Annotated in this window: 15 protein-coding genes and 1 pseudogene; 6 read left to right on the top strand and 10 right to left on the bottom strand. The window is 74.3% G+C overall.

The window, feature by feature from the left end; all coding sequences use genetic code 11:
- The 7 genes and pseudogenes from NH339_RS12980 to NH339_RS12950 all read right to left on the bottom strand — a co-directional run.
- Nucleotides 1–355 (bottom strand): annotated as a pseudogene (locus NH339_RS12980) (hypothetical protein); the annotation flags it as partial.
- Nucleotides 356–479: 124 nt separating this feature from the next.
- Nucleotides 480–1,919 (bottom strand): cell wall metabolism sensor histidine kinase WalK, encoded by a 1,440-nt coding sequence (locus NH339_RS12975; RefSeq protein WP_253025942.1) that lies wholly within the window; start codon nucleotides 1,917–1,919, stop codon nucleotides 480–482.
- The gene (locus NH339_RS12970) at nucleotides 1,919–2,611 is read right to left on the bottom strand and encodes a response regulator transcription factor (RefSeq protein WP_253025940.1); all 693 of its coding nucleotides are present in this window, start codon (nucleotides 2,609–2,611) and stop codon (nucleotides 1,919–1,921) included. The genes NH339_RS12975 and NH339_RS12970 overlap by 1 nt, the downstream gene beginning before the upstream one ends.
- Nucleotides 2,612–2,673: 62 nt before the next feature.
- Complete coding sequence (locus NH339_RS12965; protein ID WP_253025938.1) at nucleotides 2,674–3,552, bottom strand: fructosamine kinase family protein; 879 nt, start codon at nucleotides 3,550–3,552, stop codon at nucleotides 2,674–2,676.
- Between the two features lie 10 nt (nucleotides 3,553–3,562).
- Nucleotides 3,563–4,069, bottom strand: a complete 507-nt coding sequence (locus tag NH339_RS12960) for a low molecular weight protein-tyrosine-phosphatase (protein WP_253025936.1) — start codon at nucleotides 4,067–4,069, stop codon at nucleotides 3,563–3,565.
- A 3-nt stretch (nucleotides 4,070–4,072) separates the two neighbouring features.
- Nucleotides 4,073–4,456, bottom strand: coding sequence for a phage holin family protein (locus NH339_RS12955; RefSeq protein ID WP_253025934.1), 384 nt, complete (start codon nucleotides 4,454–4,456; stop codon nucleotides 4,073–4,075).
- 59 nt (nucleotides 4,457–4,515) lie between these two features.
- Nucleotides 4,516–5,481 (bottom strand): DMT family transporter, encoded by a 966-nt coding sequence (locus NH339_RS12950; protein WP_253025922.1) that lies wholly within the window; start codon nucleotides 5,479–5,481, stop codon nucleotides 4,516–4,518.
- Nucleotides 5,482–5,558: 77 nt separating this feature from the next.
- Here NH339_RS12950 and NH339_RS12945 point away from each other — a divergent pair, with 77 nt between their 5' ends.
- Nucleotides 5,559–6,629, top strand: a complete 1,071-nt coding sequence (locus tag NH339_RS12945) for a histidinol-phosphate transaminase (protein ID WP_253025920.1) — start codon at nucleotides 5,559–5,561, stop codon at nucleotides 6,627–6,629.
- Nucleotides 6,630–6,808: 179 nt separating this feature from the next.
- Here NH339_RS12945 and NH339_RS12940 read toward each other — a convergent pair whose 3' ends face one another.
- The gene (locus tag NH339_RS12940) at nucleotides 6,809–8,551 is read right to left on the bottom strand and encodes an FAD-dependent oxidoreductase (protein WP_253025918.1); all 1,743 of its coding nucleotides are present in this window, start codon (nucleotides 8,549–8,551) and stop codon (nucleotides 6,809–6,811) included.
- A gap of 176 nt (nucleotides 8,552–8,727) precedes the next feature.
- Here NH339_RS12940 and pdhA point away from each other — a divergent pair, with 176 nt between their 5' ends.
- From pdhA to NH339_RS12925, 3 genes are read left to right on the top strand one after another with little or no spacing between them, the layout of a single operon-like run.
- A complete protein-coding gene (gene pdhA, locus NH339_RS12935) occupies nucleotides 8,728–9,888 on the top strand; it encodes a pyruvate dehydrogenase (acetyl-transferring) E1 component subunit alpha (RefSeq protein WP_253025916.1) in 1,161 nt (386 codons plus the stop codon).
- Nucleotides 9,885–10,889, top strand: a complete 1,005-nt coding sequence (locus NH339_RS12930) for an alpha-ketoacid dehydrogenase subunit beta (RefSeq protein WP_253025914.1) — start codon at nucleotides 9,885–9,887, stop codon at nucleotides 10,887–10,889. The genes pdhA and NH339_RS12930 overlap by 4 nt, the downstream gene beginning before the upstream one ends.
- Before the next feature lie 12 nt (nucleotides 10,890–10,901).
- Nucleotides 10,902–12,266: a dihydrolipoamide acetyltransferase family protein gene (locus NH339_RS12925; protein WP_253025912.1), complete on the top strand. Its 1,365-nt coding sequence runs from the start codon at nucleotides 10,902–10,904 to the stop codon at nucleotides 12,264–12,266.
- A 140-nt stretch (nucleotides 12,267–12,406) separates the two neighbouring features.
- On the opposite strand, the gene NH339_RS12920 is transcribed toward NH339_RS12925, so the two are convergent.
- A complete protein-coding gene (locus NH339_RS12920; protein WP_253025910.1) occupies nucleotides 12,407–13,042 on the bottom strand; it encodes a DUF1684 domain-containing protein in 636 nt (211 codons plus the stop codon).
- A gap of 10 nt (nucleotides 13,043–13,052) precedes the next feature.
- Entirely contained in the window at nucleotides 13,053–13,745 is a 693-nt protein-coding gene (locus tag NH339_RS12915) for a YoaK family protein (protein ID WP_253025908.1), read from the bottom strand.
- An 84-nt stretch (nucleotides 13,746–13,829) separates the two neighbouring features.
- Here NH339_RS12915 and NH339_RS12910 point away from each other — a divergent pair, with 84 nt between their 5' ends.
- Nucleotides 13,830–14,924, top strand: a complete 1,095-nt coding sequence (locus NH339_RS12910; protein ID WP_253025906.1) for an acetamidase/formamidase family protein — start codon at nucleotides 13,830–13,832, stop codon at nucleotides 14,922–14,924.
- The coding region (locus tag NH339_RS12905) for an AtzH-like domain-containing protein (RefSeq protein ID WP_253025904.1) at nucleotides 14,921–16,192 on the top strand (1,272 nt) is incomplete at its 3' end. The genes NH339_RS12910 and NH339_RS12905, both read left to right, overlap by 4 nt.

Here is a 16,192-nt window from a genome sequence, read left to right as displayed (position 1 = left end):
CGGGGAGCACGACCGTCGGCTCGCCGGCCGGGGCAGCGGCCTGGGGGGCGGCAGGTGCCTCGTAGCGGTGCGCGTACTCCGGGGGGACGGGGGTGGCGGCCGGCTGCGGCGTCGTCGGCTGCTCGTCGGCGCTGGCCGCGGCCGGCTGCTCGACGGTGGGGTGGGGGTGCTCACCGACCGGGGTCTGCACCGTGGGCTCGTGGTCGGCCGGGGTACCGGACGGCGTGTGGTCCGCGGCCCCCTGGGGGGCCTGCTCGGAGGTCCCCTCCGCACCGGGGGAGGGGGCGTCGCCCTCACCGCGCTGCGTCGGCGGCGTGTACGGGCGATCGGCGAAGGGATCGTTCTGGTCGGTCATGGGACAACATTCTCCCCGATCGCTGAGACCCCGCTGAGCGGCACGTGTGAGGCACGGAAGAACCGTGCGTCCGTCCTGGCAGGCCGGTCGAGCGCGCCGGCCGGCGTGGTGCAGCCGGTGCGCCTCAGGCGGGGGAGGCGTCCGCGGCCGGCAGCTCGAAGGTGACGACCGTCCCGCCGGAAGCCGGCGACTCCGCGCGCACCGACCCGCCGTGCCGCACGGCGGCCTGGTGCACGATCGACAGCCCGAGGCCCGAGCCGGGCATCGTGCGCGCCTCGGTGGAGCGGAAGAACCGCTCGAAGACGTGCGGCAGGTCCTCCGCGGCGATGCCGGGACCCTCGTCGCGGACCGTCAGCACGCCGTCGCGCAGGCGCACGGTGACCGTGCCGCCCTCGGGGCTCCACTTGACGGCGTTGTCGAGCAGGTTGGTCACGGCCCGCTCGAGCACGTGCGCCTCGCCGATGACGTCCCAGGGCTCGAGCCGCACGTCGAGCACCAGCCTGCCGGCACGCGGTCGTACCCGCTCGACGGCCTGCTCGACGACGTCGACCAGGTCGAGGGGCTCGGGCGCGCGGTGCAGCGGCTCGTCGCGGGCGAGCTCCACGAGGTCACCGACGAGCGTCGTGAGCTCGCCGAGCTGGGCGCGGACGTCGTCCATGATCTCGCGCCGCTGCTCGATGCTGAGCTCGCGGTCGGAGCGCTCCGTGGCCTGGCCGAGCAGCTCGATGTTGGTGCGCAGGCTGGTCAGCGGGGTGCGCAGCTCGTGCCCCGCGTCGGCCACGAGCTGGCGCTGGCGCTGCTGCGACGCGTCGAGCGCCAGCATCATCTGGTTGAACGAGGAGGTCAGGCGGGCGAGCTCGTCGTGCTCGGAGCCGGTGACCTCGATCGGCTCCAGCTGCGCCGTGCGGGCGACCCGCTCGGTCGCCGCGGTGAGCCGACGGACCGGTCGCAGGCCGTTGGTGGCGACCACCCAGCCGGCCACGCCCGCGACGAGGATGCCGACCGCGCTGGTGAGCAGGAGGATCACCTTCAGCCGTTCCAGCGACCGCTGCGTCGACTCCATCGACTGCGCCAGCACCAGCGCCTGTCCCGGGCCGGCCTGCACCGCCACGATCCGGTAGGGCACGCCGGCGATGCGCGCGGTCCGCTGCGACGTCTTCTCCTCGCCCAGCGACACCTGGATCTCGCGCTCGTCGAACGGCACGTTCGTCTGCGTCTGCCGGGTGAAGATGCGCCCACCCTCGACGGAGATGAACCGGATGCCGAAGACGGCGAGCAGGTCGGTGTCGGCCGTCGACATCGTCGACGGCGAGTAGCCGGCCGCGACCGCGGCGTCGGCCCGCTTGATCAGCGAGGCGTCGAGGGAGTCCTCCAGCTCGGCGCGGACCGTGATGTAGACCGTCGCGCTCGCCACGGCCAGCACCGCGGCGACCGCGCCGGTCGTGAGCAGGGCGACGCGCAGCGCGAGCGAGGCGCGTGCCGTGAAGGGATGGATGCGCCGGCGAGCGGCGTCCATGACTCCCGGACGTCCGTCGGGGGCGTCCGTCCGGTCCGGCTCGCTCATCAGGGCGGCGTCTCGCGCAGCACGTACCCGACCCCGCGGACCGTGTGCAGGAGCCGCGGCTCGCCCTCGGCCTCGAGCTTGCGTCGGACGTAGCCGACGTACACCTCGAGGGAGTTGGCGGTGGTCGGGAAGTCGAAGCCCCACACCTCCTCGAGGATGAACGAGCGCTCGAGCACGCGCTTGGGGCGCTGCATGAACAGCTCCAGGAGCGCGAACTCGGTGCGGGTGAGCGAGATGGCCCGACCACCGCGCGTGACGTCGCGGGTGACGGGGTCCAGCGTCAGGTCGGCGAACTCCAGCGGCTGCTCGTCGGCCTCGAGCTCCGCCTGGCGCGCGGAGCGCCGCATCAGCGCGCGGACGCGGGCCAGCAGCTCGTCGAGCGCGAACGGCTTGGTGAGGTAGTCGTCGGCGCCGGCGTCGAGGCCGTCGACCCGGTCGCTCACGGCGTCGCGCGCGGTGAGGACGAGGATGGGCACGTCGTTGCCGGCGCTGCGCAGCGCGCGTGTGGCCTCCAGGCCGTCGAGCCGGGGCATCATCACGTCCATGACGATGATGTCGGGGTCGGTACGGGGCACGACGGCGAGTGCCTCGGCCCCGTCGGACGCCAGCTCCACCGTGTACCCGTTGAACTCCAGGGAGCGCCGCAGCGAGTCGCGGACGGCACGGTCGTCGTCGACCACCAGGATGCGCATGGCCCCAGTGTGCCGAATGCCCCTGTGCGTGCGCTGAGAGCGTGGCTCGACGCGCGGCGGCGTCAGTCGGTGGGCGGCTCGAGCGCGGCCTTCGCGGCGGCCGCCGCGCGGGCGCCGTAGGTGCCGCCGAACAGCACCGCGTGCACGAGGAGGGGGTGCAGCTGGTGCAGCGGGACGCGGGCGCGCCAGCCGTCGGCCAGCGGCGCGGCCTCGTCGTAGGACTCGAGCACGCGCTGCAGGTGCGGCAGCCCGAACAGCGCCAGCATGGCGAGGTCGGTCTCACGGTGGCCGCCGTGGGCGGCGGGGTCGATGAGCCAGGCATCGCCGTCGGTGCCCCAGACGACGTTGCCCGACCAGAGGTCGCCGTGGATGCGGGCGGGCGGCTCGGCGGGCCCGGCCACGTCGTGGATGCGGCTCATGGTCCGCTCGATCGTGGCGGCCTGCTCCGCGGTGAGCGCGCGGCGCTGCACGGCGGCACGCACGTACGGCATGACGCGCCGCGACGCGTAGAACTCCGGCCAGGTCTCGAGCGGCCGGTTCGGCAGCGGGGCGAGGCCGATGTAGCCGTCGACGTCGGCGCCGAAGGTCGGCGCGCCGGCCGCGTGGGTGCGCGCCAGCGCCTGGCCGAACCGCTCGGCGGCCTCCACGGTCGGCTTGCCGGGCTCGACCCAGGCCAGCACGACGCAGTCGTCGTCGGCACCGAGCAGCTCGGGCACCTTGGCGCCGTCGGCGACCTCGGCGAGCCAGCGCAGACCGGCGGCCTCCCGGGCGAAGAAGCCGGTCGGTGCCTGGGGCCGGGTCTTGATGACGGCGACGCGTCCGTCGCTGAGGCGCAGCCGCGTGGTCGTGCAGATGTCGCCACCCGCCACGGGGGTCGTCGCGACCACCCCGTGCCCGATGAGCGCCTCCGCGCGCGCCGCCGTCCCCGTCATCCGTGCCATGGCCGCGAGGTTACCCGGTGACCTCGGCGCGCAGCCTGGGCACGGCGGCGACGATGGCGTCGCTGGTGCGCTCCACGACGGCCAGCACGCGCTGGAAGCCCTCCGGCCCGCCGTACCAGGGGTCGTCGACCTCGTCGTCGCCCTCGGTGGCCTCCGGGTCGAAGGACCGGAACATCCGCACGCGGCCGGCGTCGGCGACGGTCGGGGCGAGGTCGGTCATGTCGGCGAGGTTGCTGGCGTCCATCGCGAGCATCAGGTCGGTCTCGGCGTAGGTGTCGCGGGTGAAGGTGCGCGCCCGGTGCCGGCTCGGGTCGTAGCCGGCGTCGCGCAGGGCGGCGGCCGCGCGCTCGTCCATCGCCTCGCCCTCGTGCCAGCCGCCCGTGCCGGAGGAGGTGACGACGACGTCGTCGGCGAGCCCGTCGTCGGCGAGCCGCTGCTCGAGCACGACGTGGGCCATCGGCGATCGGCAGATGTTGCCCAGGCAGGTCACCTCGAGGCGCAGGGGTGCGTCGGCCACGGCTCAGTCCTCCGCGAACGAGCCGAGCACGGCGTTGACGACGGAGATGACGATCGAGGCGAGCACGGCCCAGCCGAAGCCGTCGATGAAGAACGGCGCGTTCAGGGCGTCGGCGATCCGCGACGTCAGGAGCAGCAGCACGGCGTTGATGACGACCAGCAGGAGACCCAGCGTGAGGATGATGAAGGGCAGCGAGAGCAGCTTGATCACCGGCGCGACGAACGTGTTGACGACCGCGAAGATCGCGGCGACCACGGCCAGGGTGACGAGCCGCTCGGAGGTCGTGTCGGTCGCGGTGCCGATGCTCATGTGCGTGCCGAGCAGCCACGCGGCGGTCGCGAGGGCCGCCGCACCGAGCACCCAGGAGGTCAGAAGTCGGGAGAGCATGCGTCGATCATCGCAGCGCCCGCGACGTCGGCGCGACGTGCGCCGGAACGCGTTCCGCGTCAGGTGAGCGGTGGCAGCTCGTCGGGGTGCGGGTCGCGCCGCGCGGTCTGCGCCAGCACGATGCCGAGGAGCACCATCGCGACGCCGCCGAGCTGCACCGCCGTGAGCGACTCGGCGTACCAGCCCCATCCGACGAGCGTCGCGACCACCGGCTCGAGCATCGCGACGACGCTGACCACGGTCGCGGGGAGGGCCCGCAGCGCGAGCAGGAGCAGGAAGAACGGGGTGACGGTGCCGAGCAGCACGATCCACGCCATCGCCGCCCACGCCGGGACCGTGAGGTCGTCGAGCCGTCCGAGCATCGAGGCGTCGGCGCCGAGCGCGTCGGCCCGCCACACGGGTGCGACCACGTTCATGAGGACGGCGGCGAGGGCGAACGCCCAGATGATGTGGTGCAGCGGGTCGGCGGACACCCCGTCGTCCTCGCCGAGCAGGAAGTAGCTCGCGAAGCAGACCGCCGCCAGCAGCGCCGCGGCGACGCCGAGGCCGTCGAACGCGAGCCCGGACCACACCTGGCTCACGACGGCCAGCCCGGCGAGGGTGAGGCCCAGGGCGGGCCACATCCGGGCGTGCACGGGACGTCGTCGGGCGAACCGCACCCACAGCACGACCAGGACGGGGCCCGTGTACTCCAGCAGCAGCGCGATGCCGAGCGGCAGGCGGTTGATGGCGACGTTGTAGAACCCCTGGAGCCCCGCGATGCCCAGCACGCCGAGGCCCAGGAGCAGGGGGAGGCGTCGCAGCGTCGGCAGCCGCAGCGCGCGCCGGTCGACCACGAGCGCGACGACCACCAGCACGACGAGGGCGGCCGTGATGCGGACGGTCGTGAACGTCGCCTCGTCGGTGCCGGAGCGCAGGGGGATGCGCGACGCGCCCGCGTTGAGGCCGAACAGGACGGCGGCCGTGAGGACGAGCGCGTAGCCGACCAGGGGCGACCGCACGACACGCTGCTCCGAGAGGCTCACGGCAGCATCATCGTGGCCTGCGGTGCCGGGGACGTCGGCGGGTCGAGTCGCGAGGCGGGGGGCTTACGCTCGGGCCCATGACCGTCCCCTCGCCCCGTCCCGTGTTCGACGCGATCCCCGGGTACAAGGCCGGTCGGCCCGCGGAGCACGACGAGCTGAAGCTGTCGAGCAACGAGAACCCGTTCCCGCCCCTGCCGGGCGTCGTCGAGCGTGCCGCGGCCGAGCTGGCGCGCATCAACCGCTACCCGGACGCCGGGGTCGCGCGGCTGCACGCGGCGCTGTCGCGGCACCTGTCGCGACCGGAGGACACGTTCGCCGCCGGCACGGGATCGGTGGCGGTGCTGTTCTCGCTGCTCGACGCGTACTGCGGCCCGGGCGACGAGGTCGTGACGGCGTGGCGCTCGTTCGAGGCGTACCCGATCGCCGTCACGGTCACCGGTGCCACGCACGTGACCGTGCCGCTGCGCGCCGACCACACCCACGACCTCGACGCGATGGCCGCCGCCGTCACCGACCGCACGCGCGTCGTCGTGGTGTGCACGCCCAACAACCCGACCGGACCCGTGGTGCGCCACGACGAGCTGGAGCGCTTCGTCGCCGCCCTGCCGTCGTCGGTGCTCGTGGTGGTCGACGAGGCGTACGTCGAGTTCGTCCGCGACCCCGACGCCGCGCGCGGCCTCGACCTGCAGGCCCGTTTCGACAACGTCCTCGTGCTGCGCACCTTCTCCAAGGCCTACGGGCTCGCGGGGCTGCGCGTCGGCTACCTCGTCGGCCATCCCGACGTCGCCGCAGCCGTCCGCAAGGCGACGCCTCCGTTCAGCGTCAGCGACGTCGCGCAGGCGGCTGCGGTGGCATCGCTGGACGCCGTCGACGAGCTCGCCGAGCGCGTGGACGAGGTCGTGCAGGGTCGCGGCCTGCTGCTCGAGGGCCTGCGCGCCCAGGGCTGGACCGTGCCCGACAGCCAGGCGAACTTCGTGTGGCTGCCGTCGGACCAGGGCCCGCAGCTCGCCGAGGCCTTCTGGCCCGTCGCGGTGCGCCCCTTCCCCGGTGCGGTGGCAGACGGCGGGGGCGTGCGGGTCAGCGTCGGCACGACGTCGGCCAACGAGCGCCTCCTCGACGTCGCCGCGCGGCACCTGACGGGGCGGTAGGGCTGGCCATCGGTGGCTGGGCAACCGCAGGAGTGCTCTTCAGGTTGAGGATCCACCGCTGGGCGCCGTGGGCGCGGATCGGTGGCGGAGCAACCGCAGAGCCGCCCCTGCGGTTGATGATCCACCGATCGAACGGTGGAGAACCCACCGCCGGAGGGGCCACGCGCCGGCCCCCAGGATCAGGGCGCCAGCCAGGCGTGGACCAACGGCACGACCGACGCGCCCTCGCCGCTGGCGGAGGCGACGCGCTTCATGGATCCGGAGCGGATGTCGCCCACCGCGAAGACGCCCGGTGCGGTGGTGGCCAGGGTGTCGGGCGGGACGATCGCGTCGGAGGCCCACGGGCCGGGCACGCCGCCCGGCCCGAGCCAGGCCTCCTTCGGCACGTCGCGCCCCGTGAGCACGAAGCCGCGCGGGTCGCGCGCGACCGACGGGGGCAGCCAGCCGCAGGTCGGTCGCGCGCCGAGCAGGAGGAACAGGCCCGCGGCCGGCACGCGCTCGACCTCGCCCGACGCGTTCGTGCGCAGGTCGAGCCACTCCAGCAGGCCCGCGCCGCCGCCGTCGACCACCTCGACCCCGACCCGTACCTGGACGCGCTCGTTCCAGCGCAGCTCGTCGATGAGGTACTGCGACATCGTCTCGGAGAGGTCGCGGCGGACCACGATCGTCACCGACGACGCGAAGCGGGCGAGGTGGATCGCCGCCTGTCCGGCGGAGTTGCCGCCACCGACCACGACGACGGGCTGGCCCTCGACCTCCGGGGCCGCCGTCATCGCGGACCCGTAGTACACGCCCCGACCCACGAGCTCCTCGACCGACTCGACGCCCAGGTGCCGGTAGGCGACACCGGTCGCGATGACGACGGAGCGCGCCCGCACGTGGCCGCCACCGGGCGTGGTGAGCACGTGCTCGCGCTCGTCGTGGGCCAGCGACGCGTCGCACGGCTGCAGCGCGTCGACCTCCCAGCCGGTGAGGAAGCGGGCGCCGAAGCGGACCGCCTGGTTGCGGGCGCGCTGCGCGAGCCGCATGCCCGACACGCCTCGCGGGAAGCCGAGGTAGTTGCGGATCATCGAGCTCGTGCCGGCCTGGCCGCCGACCGCCTCCGCCTCCAGCACGACGGTGCTGAGGCCCTCGCTGGCCGCGTACACCGCCGTGGCGAGACCGGCCGGCCCGGCACCGACGACGGCGACGTCGACCACGTCGGGCAGCACCGTCTCCCCGCTGGAGCCGTTGAGCGCCTGCGCGACCTCGCGCACCGACGTCGCCACGAACGGCGCGCGGTAGACGCTCGCCACCACCGGCTCGCCCGGCCCCGCGTCCGACCCCTGCACCTCGCCCGACGCCTCGCGGCCGGCGGCGAGCTCGGCCAGGATCTCGCGGCCGACGTCGCTGTCGGGGTGGTGGACGCCCGCGGGGATGCCCATGCGGTGGGCGAAGTCGCGGACGGCGGCGGTGACCGGGTTGCCCGGCCTCGACACGAGCCGGATGGTCTCGACCTCGGGTCGCGCCACGGTGGAGCCCCAGTCCGACAGCAGCTCGACGACGGCGGCGTGGAACTCCTCGTCGCGCAGGCCGCGGGGCATGAGCAGGAAGGCGTCGAACTTCCCGTGCGCCAGACCCGGGCGCAGGCGATCGCCCTCCTCGAGGAACCGCTCCCAGGCCACGGTCACGAGCCGGCGGGCCGTGGGGACGACGCGGCGCCACGCGGCGAACGACGTCCAGACGTCGGCGTCGGGCAGGGCGGCGTCCTGCACGAGCAGGGCGATCTGCCGGTCGGCGGCGCACAGCCGCTCGAGCAGCGCGGTCGCGTCGGCGCACGTGCGCACGACGCGGACGTCGTAGTCGCGGTGGTAGCGACGGAACTCGTCGTCGAGGTGGGAGGCGTGCTCGTCGCTCGCCAGGACGATCACCGGGTGGTCCACGGGGCCAGTGTAGGAAGGCGCGCACTTGGCGTCGTCCCTCCGACCGGCTACGGTGACGACAGGTGTGACTGCGGTCACGCCCCCGACCAGGACGTCTGCGCCACCACTGCAGGCCATCGGTCCCGTACCGCCCCACCGCCGTGGAGACCCCACGCCGGACGCGAGAGGAACAACGCATGACCGTACCCGTGCAGACCCCCGGCTCCGAGACGGTGCGTCCGGTGACCACCCCGGCCACCGTCGACACCGAGCTCGTCCAGCTCCTGACGCCCGAGGGACGGCGCGTCGAGCACGAGCGCTACACCTTCGACGGCGACGACGAGAGCATCCGGTCGCTGTACCGCGACCTCCTCCTCGTCCGGCGGATCGACCACGAGGCGCACGCGCTGCAGCGCCACGGCGAGCTCGGCCTCTGGGCGCAGTGCCTGGGCCAGGAGGCCGCCCAGGTCGGCTCGGGTCGCGCGCTCCGTGCGCAGGACTTCGCGTTCCCGACATACCGCGAGCACGGCGTCGCCTGGTGCCGCGGCATCGACCCCGCCAAGCTGCTCGGCCTGTTCCGCGGCGTGGAGCTCGGCGGCTGGGACCCGGCCGAGACCGGCATGGCGCTCTACAGCATCATCATCGGCGCGCAGACCATGCACGCCACCGGCTACGCCATGGCGCTGCAGCGCGACGGGGCCGTCGGCACGGGTGACCCGACGCGCGACGCCGCCGCCCTCGCGTACTTCGGCGACGGGGCCAGCAGCCAGGGCGACGTGCACGAGGCGTTCGTGTGGGCGTCGTCGTTCAACGCCCCGGTCGTGTTCTTCTGCCAGAACAACCACTGGGCCATCTCGGTGCCGCTCGCGCGCCAGAGCCGCACCCCGCTCGTGCAGCGCGCTGCGGGCTACGGCTTCGGCGGTGTGCGCGTCGACGGCAACGACGTGCTCGCCGTGCACGCGGTCACCCAGGCCGCGCTGCAGCGGGCCCGCGACGGCGAGGGTCCGACGCTCGTCGAGGCGGTCACCTACCGCATGGGCGCCCACACGACGTCCGACGACCCGACGCGCTACCGCGACTCGGCCGAGGTCGAGGCGTGGCGGCACCGCGACCCGCTGGCCCGGGTGGAGCGCCACCTGCGCGAGCTCGACACGCCCGAGTCGTTCTTCACCGACCTGCAGACGGAGGCCGACGACCTCGGTGCCCACCTGCGCGAGGCCTGCCGGTCCCTGCCCGAGCCCGACCTCGGAGCGCTGTTCGACGGTGTCTACGCCGACGCGCACCCGGAGCTGGCCGCGCAGAAGGCCGAGTACCTCGCCTACCGCGACTCCTTCGAGACCGAGGGGAGCCGGGCATGAGCGCGGTCGCGGAGCAGCGCACGTCGGCCGTGGGACAGCGGCTCAGCCTCGGCAAGGCCGTCAACGCCGGCCTCCGCGCGGCGATGGAGCACGACCCGAAGGTCGTCGTCATGGGGGAGGACGTCGGTCCGCTGGGTGGCGTCTTCCGCGTGACCGAGGGCCTGCAGAAGGACTTCGGCGAGGACCGCGTCATCGACACGCCGCTGGGCGAGTCGGGCATCGTCGGCGCCGCGGTCGGCATGATGCTGCGCGGCTACCGGCCCGTGATGGAGATCCAGTTCGACGGCTTCGTCTACCCCGCCTACGACCAGATCGTCAGCCAGGTCGCCAAGCTGCACGCCCGCAGCCAGGGCGTCGTGCGGATGCCGGCCGTGATCCGCATCCCGTTCGGTGGCGGCATCGGGGCGGTCGAGCACCACTCCGAGAGCCCGGAGGCGCAGTTCTGCCTGACGGCGGGCCTGCGCGTGGTGAGCCCGTCGAACGCCCACGACGCGTACTGGATGATCCAGCAGGCGATCGCGAGCGACGACCCGGTCGTGTTCATGGAGCCCAAGCGTCGCTACTGGGACGCCGGCCCCGTCGGTGCCGAGAGCACGCCGCTGCACGCGTCGCAGGTGGTGCGCGACGGTCGCCACGCGACGCTGCTCGCGTACGGGCCCATGGTGCGCACGTGCCTGGAGTCGGCGGAGGCGGCGGCGGAGGACGGTGTCGACCTCGAGGTGATCGACCTGCGCACGCTCAGCCCGCTCGACCTCGCACCGGTGCACGCGTCGGTGCGGCGCACCGGGCGCGCGATCGTCGTGCACGAGGCGTCGCGCACCCTCGGCCTCGGCGCCGAGATCGCCGCGCGGGTGCAGGAGGAGTGCTTCTACTCCCTCGAAGCACCCGTGCTGCGCGTCACCGGCTACGACCTGCCCTACCCGCCCAGCCGGGTGGAGGAGGAGTTCCTGCCCGACCTCGACCGTGTGCTCGACGCCGTCGACCGCGCGATGGCGTTCTGAGAGGAGCCGGTGATGAGCGAGTTCAGGCTGCCCGACGTGGGCGAGGGACTGACCGAGGCCGAGGTGCTCACCTGGCACGTCGCCGTCGGCGACGTGGTCGAGGTCAACCAGACGATCGTCGACATCGAGACCGCGAAGTCGGTCGTGGAGCTGCCCAGCCCGTTCGCGGGCGAGGTGACGGCGCTGCTCGTGCCGGAGGGCACGACCGTGCCGGTGGGCACCCCGATCATCGCGATCGGTGGGCCGACGGGGCCGGTCGTGCCGGACGACGCGTCGTCGCTGGTCGAGGCCGATGCGCCGGCGGACGACGAGGTGCCGGCGGACCAGCCGGCCGGGGAGAAGCGCGAGCCGGTGCTCGTCGGCTACGGCGTGCGGACCGCGTCGACGCGTCGACGTCGGCGCAAGGGCGACGGGACGCCGTCCGTGCCCGAGTCCTCCGGTGGGGTCACCACGCTGAAGCCTGCGGCGCAGCCCGCGGGGCGCGCGGACGACGTGCGCGCCCTGGCGAAGCCGCCGGTGCGCAAGCTGGCGAAGGACCACGGTGTCGACCTGCTCGACGTGCCGTGCGACGGGCCGGTGGTCACGCGCGCCGACGTCGAGGCGTTCATCGCCGGCCGACGGCCCACGGCCGCGTCGCCCGCCGCCACGCCGGTGCGGTCGGTGGAGGGTGACACGCGCATCCCGGTCAAGGGCGTGCGCAAGGCCACCGCGCAGGCCATGGTCAGCTCGGCGTTCACCGCACCGCACGTCACCGAGTGGGTCACGCTCGACGTGAGCGCGACGATGGAGCTCGTCGAGCGGCTCAGGGCCGACCGTCGGTTCGCCGGCGTGAAGGTGTCGCCGACACTCGTCGTCGCGAAGGCCGTGTGCCTCGCGCTGTCCCGCACGCCCGAGTTGAACGCCAGCTGGGACGAGGCGGCGCAGGAGATCGTGCTGAAGGGGTCGGTGAACCTCGGCGTCGCCGCAGCCACGGAGCGCGGTCTCGTCGTGCCGAACATCCCGGGTGCCGACCGGATGAGCCTGCTGGAGCTCGGGGAGGCGCTGGCCGACCTGACCGCCACCGCCCGCGCCGGCCGCACCCAGCCGGCGCAGATGAGCGGCGGCACGTTCACGATCACCAACGTCGGCGTGTTCGGCGTCGACGCGGGGACGCCCATCCTCAACCCGGGCGAGACGGGCATCCTGTGCGTCGGCCAGATCGACCGCCGCCCGTGGGTGGTCGGTACCCCCGGCGGGGGTGAGCAGATCGAGGCCCGGTGGGTCACGACGCTCGCGGTGAGCTTCGACCACCGCGTCGTCGACGGCCAGCAGGGCTCGCGCTTCCTCGCCGACGTGGCGTCGATCCTGCGCGACCCCGCCCTCGCCCTCACCTTCTGACCGGATCGGGTCCCGCCGGGAGTGCGCGTTTGCGTGGGGCCCCACGCAAACGCGCAGTTCGGGCGCATGGTTGCGGTGGGGGGAGCCTGTTCGAGTGGGGCCCCACGCAAACAGGCTCGGGCGGCCGGGTGGTGGCCGGGTCAGGCGGGGAGGCGCTCGCCCGCCTCGACGACGTCGGCGATCGTGTTGCCCGGCGACGCCAGGGGACAGCGCCAGCGGTCGTCGTAGCGGCACGACGGGTGGTAGGCGAAGTTGAGGTCGAGCACGACGGTCTGTCCACCCTGGGGAGTCGGCCGGCCGCCGAGCCACGACCCCTTCGCGGTGTCGAGCAGGTAGCGGCCCGCGCCGTACGACGCGGCGCCGTCGCCGCGACCCGACGTCGCGTCGCGCAGGGGCACGAAGATGCCGCCGGCGTACTGCTGCAGCGTCCACACGTCGAGCGTCGAGCCCGACGGGAGCGCCAGCTGCCCGGTCCGCAGGATCGTCACGTCGCCGTCACCGCCCCCGTCGACGACGCGCTCGTCGGGGTCCCACGCGTCGGTCGGTGCGGGCAGGAGCGGCAGCTCGAACCGCCACGCCGGGTCGTAGGGCCAGTACGGCAGGCCGGTCTCGCGCAGCGGGTCGCGCGCCGGCAGCGGCGACTGCGGATGGCTGCGGAACAGCTCGTCGCGACCCTGCCGCCACGTCGCGTGCCCCCGTTCGGGGTCCGGGTCCGCGCGGACCTGCTCGTAGAGCGCGGCCACGCGCACCCGCCAGTCGACCAAGGTCAGCAGCACACCGCCCAAGCTACGGCGCGGACGCGGGGACCGCAGCTCGCGCGTGCAGCGCGCCCACCACGCACACGACCAGCGTGATCGCGGCCGCGAGCAGCAGCCCCGCCCCCAGGTGCCAGCGCAGCAGCAGGGCGCCCGCCGCCGCGCCCGCGAGGATCAGCACCACTGCCGCCACGCGCCGACCCGACCCGCCGCCCTTGCCGTTGCCGAGCACCGAGTCGGCGGCCAGGCCCGTGATGGTCGACGTGACGACCACGGTCGTGACGTCCTTGACGGCGATGAACCGCGCGGTCGCGGCCTGCAGGCCCATCGCCGCGCCGAGCAGCGTCGTGATGACGACCTGGCCCGCGTGGCCCACCTCGTCGCCGACCACGAACAGCACGACGCCGAGCGCGAGGATCGACACCCCGACGCAGGCGATCAACGTGGTGGTGCGTGCCGACCAGCCCGTCCGCGCCCCCTTCAGCACCCGACCGCCGAGCGCCGCGCCCGCCAGGAACCCGACGAGGGCGAGCGCGGGTCCGAGAATCGGGAGGTCGTCGGCCCCGACGACGGCCATGCCGAGGATCACGACGTTGCCGGTCATGTTGCCGGTGAACACGCGGTCGAGGCCGAGGTAGCCGACCGCGTCGATCACCCCCGTCGAGAAGGTGAGGGCGAGCATGAGGACGAGGTTCATCCGGTCGGACGTGATGCGGCGCAGCATCCCCAGAGTCTGACGGTGGGGTGCCGCGGCGCCGTGGCCGGGATGTCACGAGTCCGTGACATGGGGTCTCTAGGGTGTCCGTCCATGACCACCCACCAGGGCCTCTCCGGCAGCACGCCGCTCGACTCCGCACCCCTCCACACGGGCACCGGCGTCCCGTCCGGCGCGACCTACCTGCCCTCGACGGGGGACCACGTGCTGTGGGGCCGGCTGCCCTGCGCCACCGACCGCGCCGTGCTGTCGGTCGACCCGGGCGAGGAGGTCGTGGTCGACACGATCAGCCACGAGGGGATCCTGGAGGACCAGGGCCGCGACCCGCGCGCGTTCTTCGAGCCGCACGGTGTCGACGTGCTCGACGACGCCGTGGCGCTCGCCGCCTCGGGCTACGCGCGGACGTTCGGGGTCGACGGTCCGCACGTCGTCACCGGACCGATCGAGGTGCGTGGCGCGCGGCCGGGCGACCTGCTGGCCATGACCCTCGTCGAGGCGCAGCAGCGGGTGCCGTACGGCGTCGTGTCGAACCGGCACGGGAAGGGCGCGCTGCCGGGCGAGTACCCGCTCGACGGCGACGTCTTCAGCGTGTTCGCCCGCGCCGAGGGCGACACCGGGGTGATGACGTACGGACCGCAGGACGAGCGCACCGTCCGCTTCCCGCTCGCACCCTTCCTCGGCATCATGGGCGTCGCGGTGGCCGGCGACGAACGGCCGCACACCGTGCCGCCGGGTGCGCACGGCGGCAACCTCGACATCAACCTGCTCACCGCGGGCGCGACCCTCTACCTCCCCGTGCAGGTGCCTGGCGCGCTGGCCTACGTCGGCGACCCGCACTTCGCGCAGGGTGGCGGGGAGGTCGCGCTGACCGCCATGGAGGCGTCGCTGCGGGCGACCGTGCGGCTCGACGTGGTGCCGCGCGAGGAGGCCGTGGCGCAGTTCGGCGAGCTGGTCGGCCCGCTGGCGCGCACCCGCGAGTACCTCGTGCCGACGGGCCTCGACCCCGACCTCGACGTCGCGACGCAGAACTGCGTGCGGGCGGCGATCGGGCTGCTGCAGGCGCGCTACGGGATGGACCCGCGGCACGCCTATGCGTACCTGAGCGCGGCCACCGACTTCGACATCAGCCAGGTGGTCGACGTGGTCAAGGGCGTGCACGCCCGGATCCGGCTGGCGGACTTCGCATGAGCGACGACGCGCCCGAGGGGCTGCTCGAGGCGTTCTGGGCGTACGAGACGGCGCTGATGTCCGACGACCTCGAGACGCTCGACGCGCTGTTCGCCGACCGTCCCGACACGCTGCGGGGCGACGCCGCCGGGCTGCTCGTGGGCCACGAGACGATCAGCCGGTTCCGCGGGTCGCGCGGGGGCGCGCCGCGACGCACGATCGCCGAGGTGCACGTGCGGGTGGTCGACGCGACGCACGCGCTCGTCGTCGCGGTGACGGCGCCGGAGCGCGGCGGCCGCGGCCAGCAGACGCAGCTGTGGGAGCGCACCGAGGTGGGCTGGCAGGTCACGGCCGCGCACGTCGCGGTGCCGGCGCCCGCCGTCGACACCCGCGTGTGGCGGGCCGTCGGCGACCCGCTCGTGCGACCCGGCACCGGCCCGCTGTCGGGCGAGAGCGTCGCGGTGAAGGACCTGTTCGCCGTGGCCGGGCAGCCGGTCGGCGCCGGCAACCCGACCTGGGCCGCGCACGCGCCCGTGGAGTCGAGCCACGCGTGGGCGGTGCAGACCCTGCTGGGGGCCGGCGCGTCGGTGCGCGGCATCGCCCGCACCGACGAGTTCGCGTACAGCCTGGCGGGCACCAACGCGCACTTCGGGACCCCGCCGAACCCGCGCGCGCCCGGACGGATCTCGGGCGGCTCGTCGTCGGGGTCGGCGTCGGCCGTCGGGCTCGGCCACGCGACGATCGGCCTGGGCACCGACACCGGCGGCTCGATCCGGGTCCCGGCCGCCTACCAGGGCCTGTACGGCATGCGGCCGACGCACGGCAGCGTGCCGACCGCCGGCCTGATGCCGCTCGCGCCCTCGTTCGACACGGTCGGGTGGATGACCCGCGACGCGAGCCTGCTGCGTCGGGTCGGCTCCGTGCTGCTCCCGACGGCGGCGCCGCGTCCGCTGCGCGACGTCGTGGTGGTGCCCGAGCTGCTCTCCCTCGCGTCGCCCGACGTGCGGGCGGCGGTCGAGGGGTTCCTCGAGGCGGGCCCACGAGGCACCGGCTGGGGCGGTGACGGCGGCAGCCTTGTCGAGGAGTCCTGGGACCTGCCCGCGACGTGGCCGGAGGTCTTCCGGGTGCACCAGGCGGCGCAGGCGTGGCAGAGCCACGGCTGGTGGCTGCGCACGCGGATGGACTCCCTGGGCGCCGACGTGCGCAGCCGGTTCGAGGCGGCCGCCGAGATCGACCACGACACCGCCGTGCGGGCCGCCGACGACGCCGCCCGCGCGCGCGACGCGGTG

Source organism: Aeromicrobium sp. CnD17-E, assembly GCF_024124745.1.
Classification (GTDB): Bacteria; Actinomycetota; Actinomycetes; order Propionibacteriales; family Nocardioidaceae; genus Aeromicrobium.
This window is presented reverse-complemented; position numbering and strand designations above follow the sequence as displayed.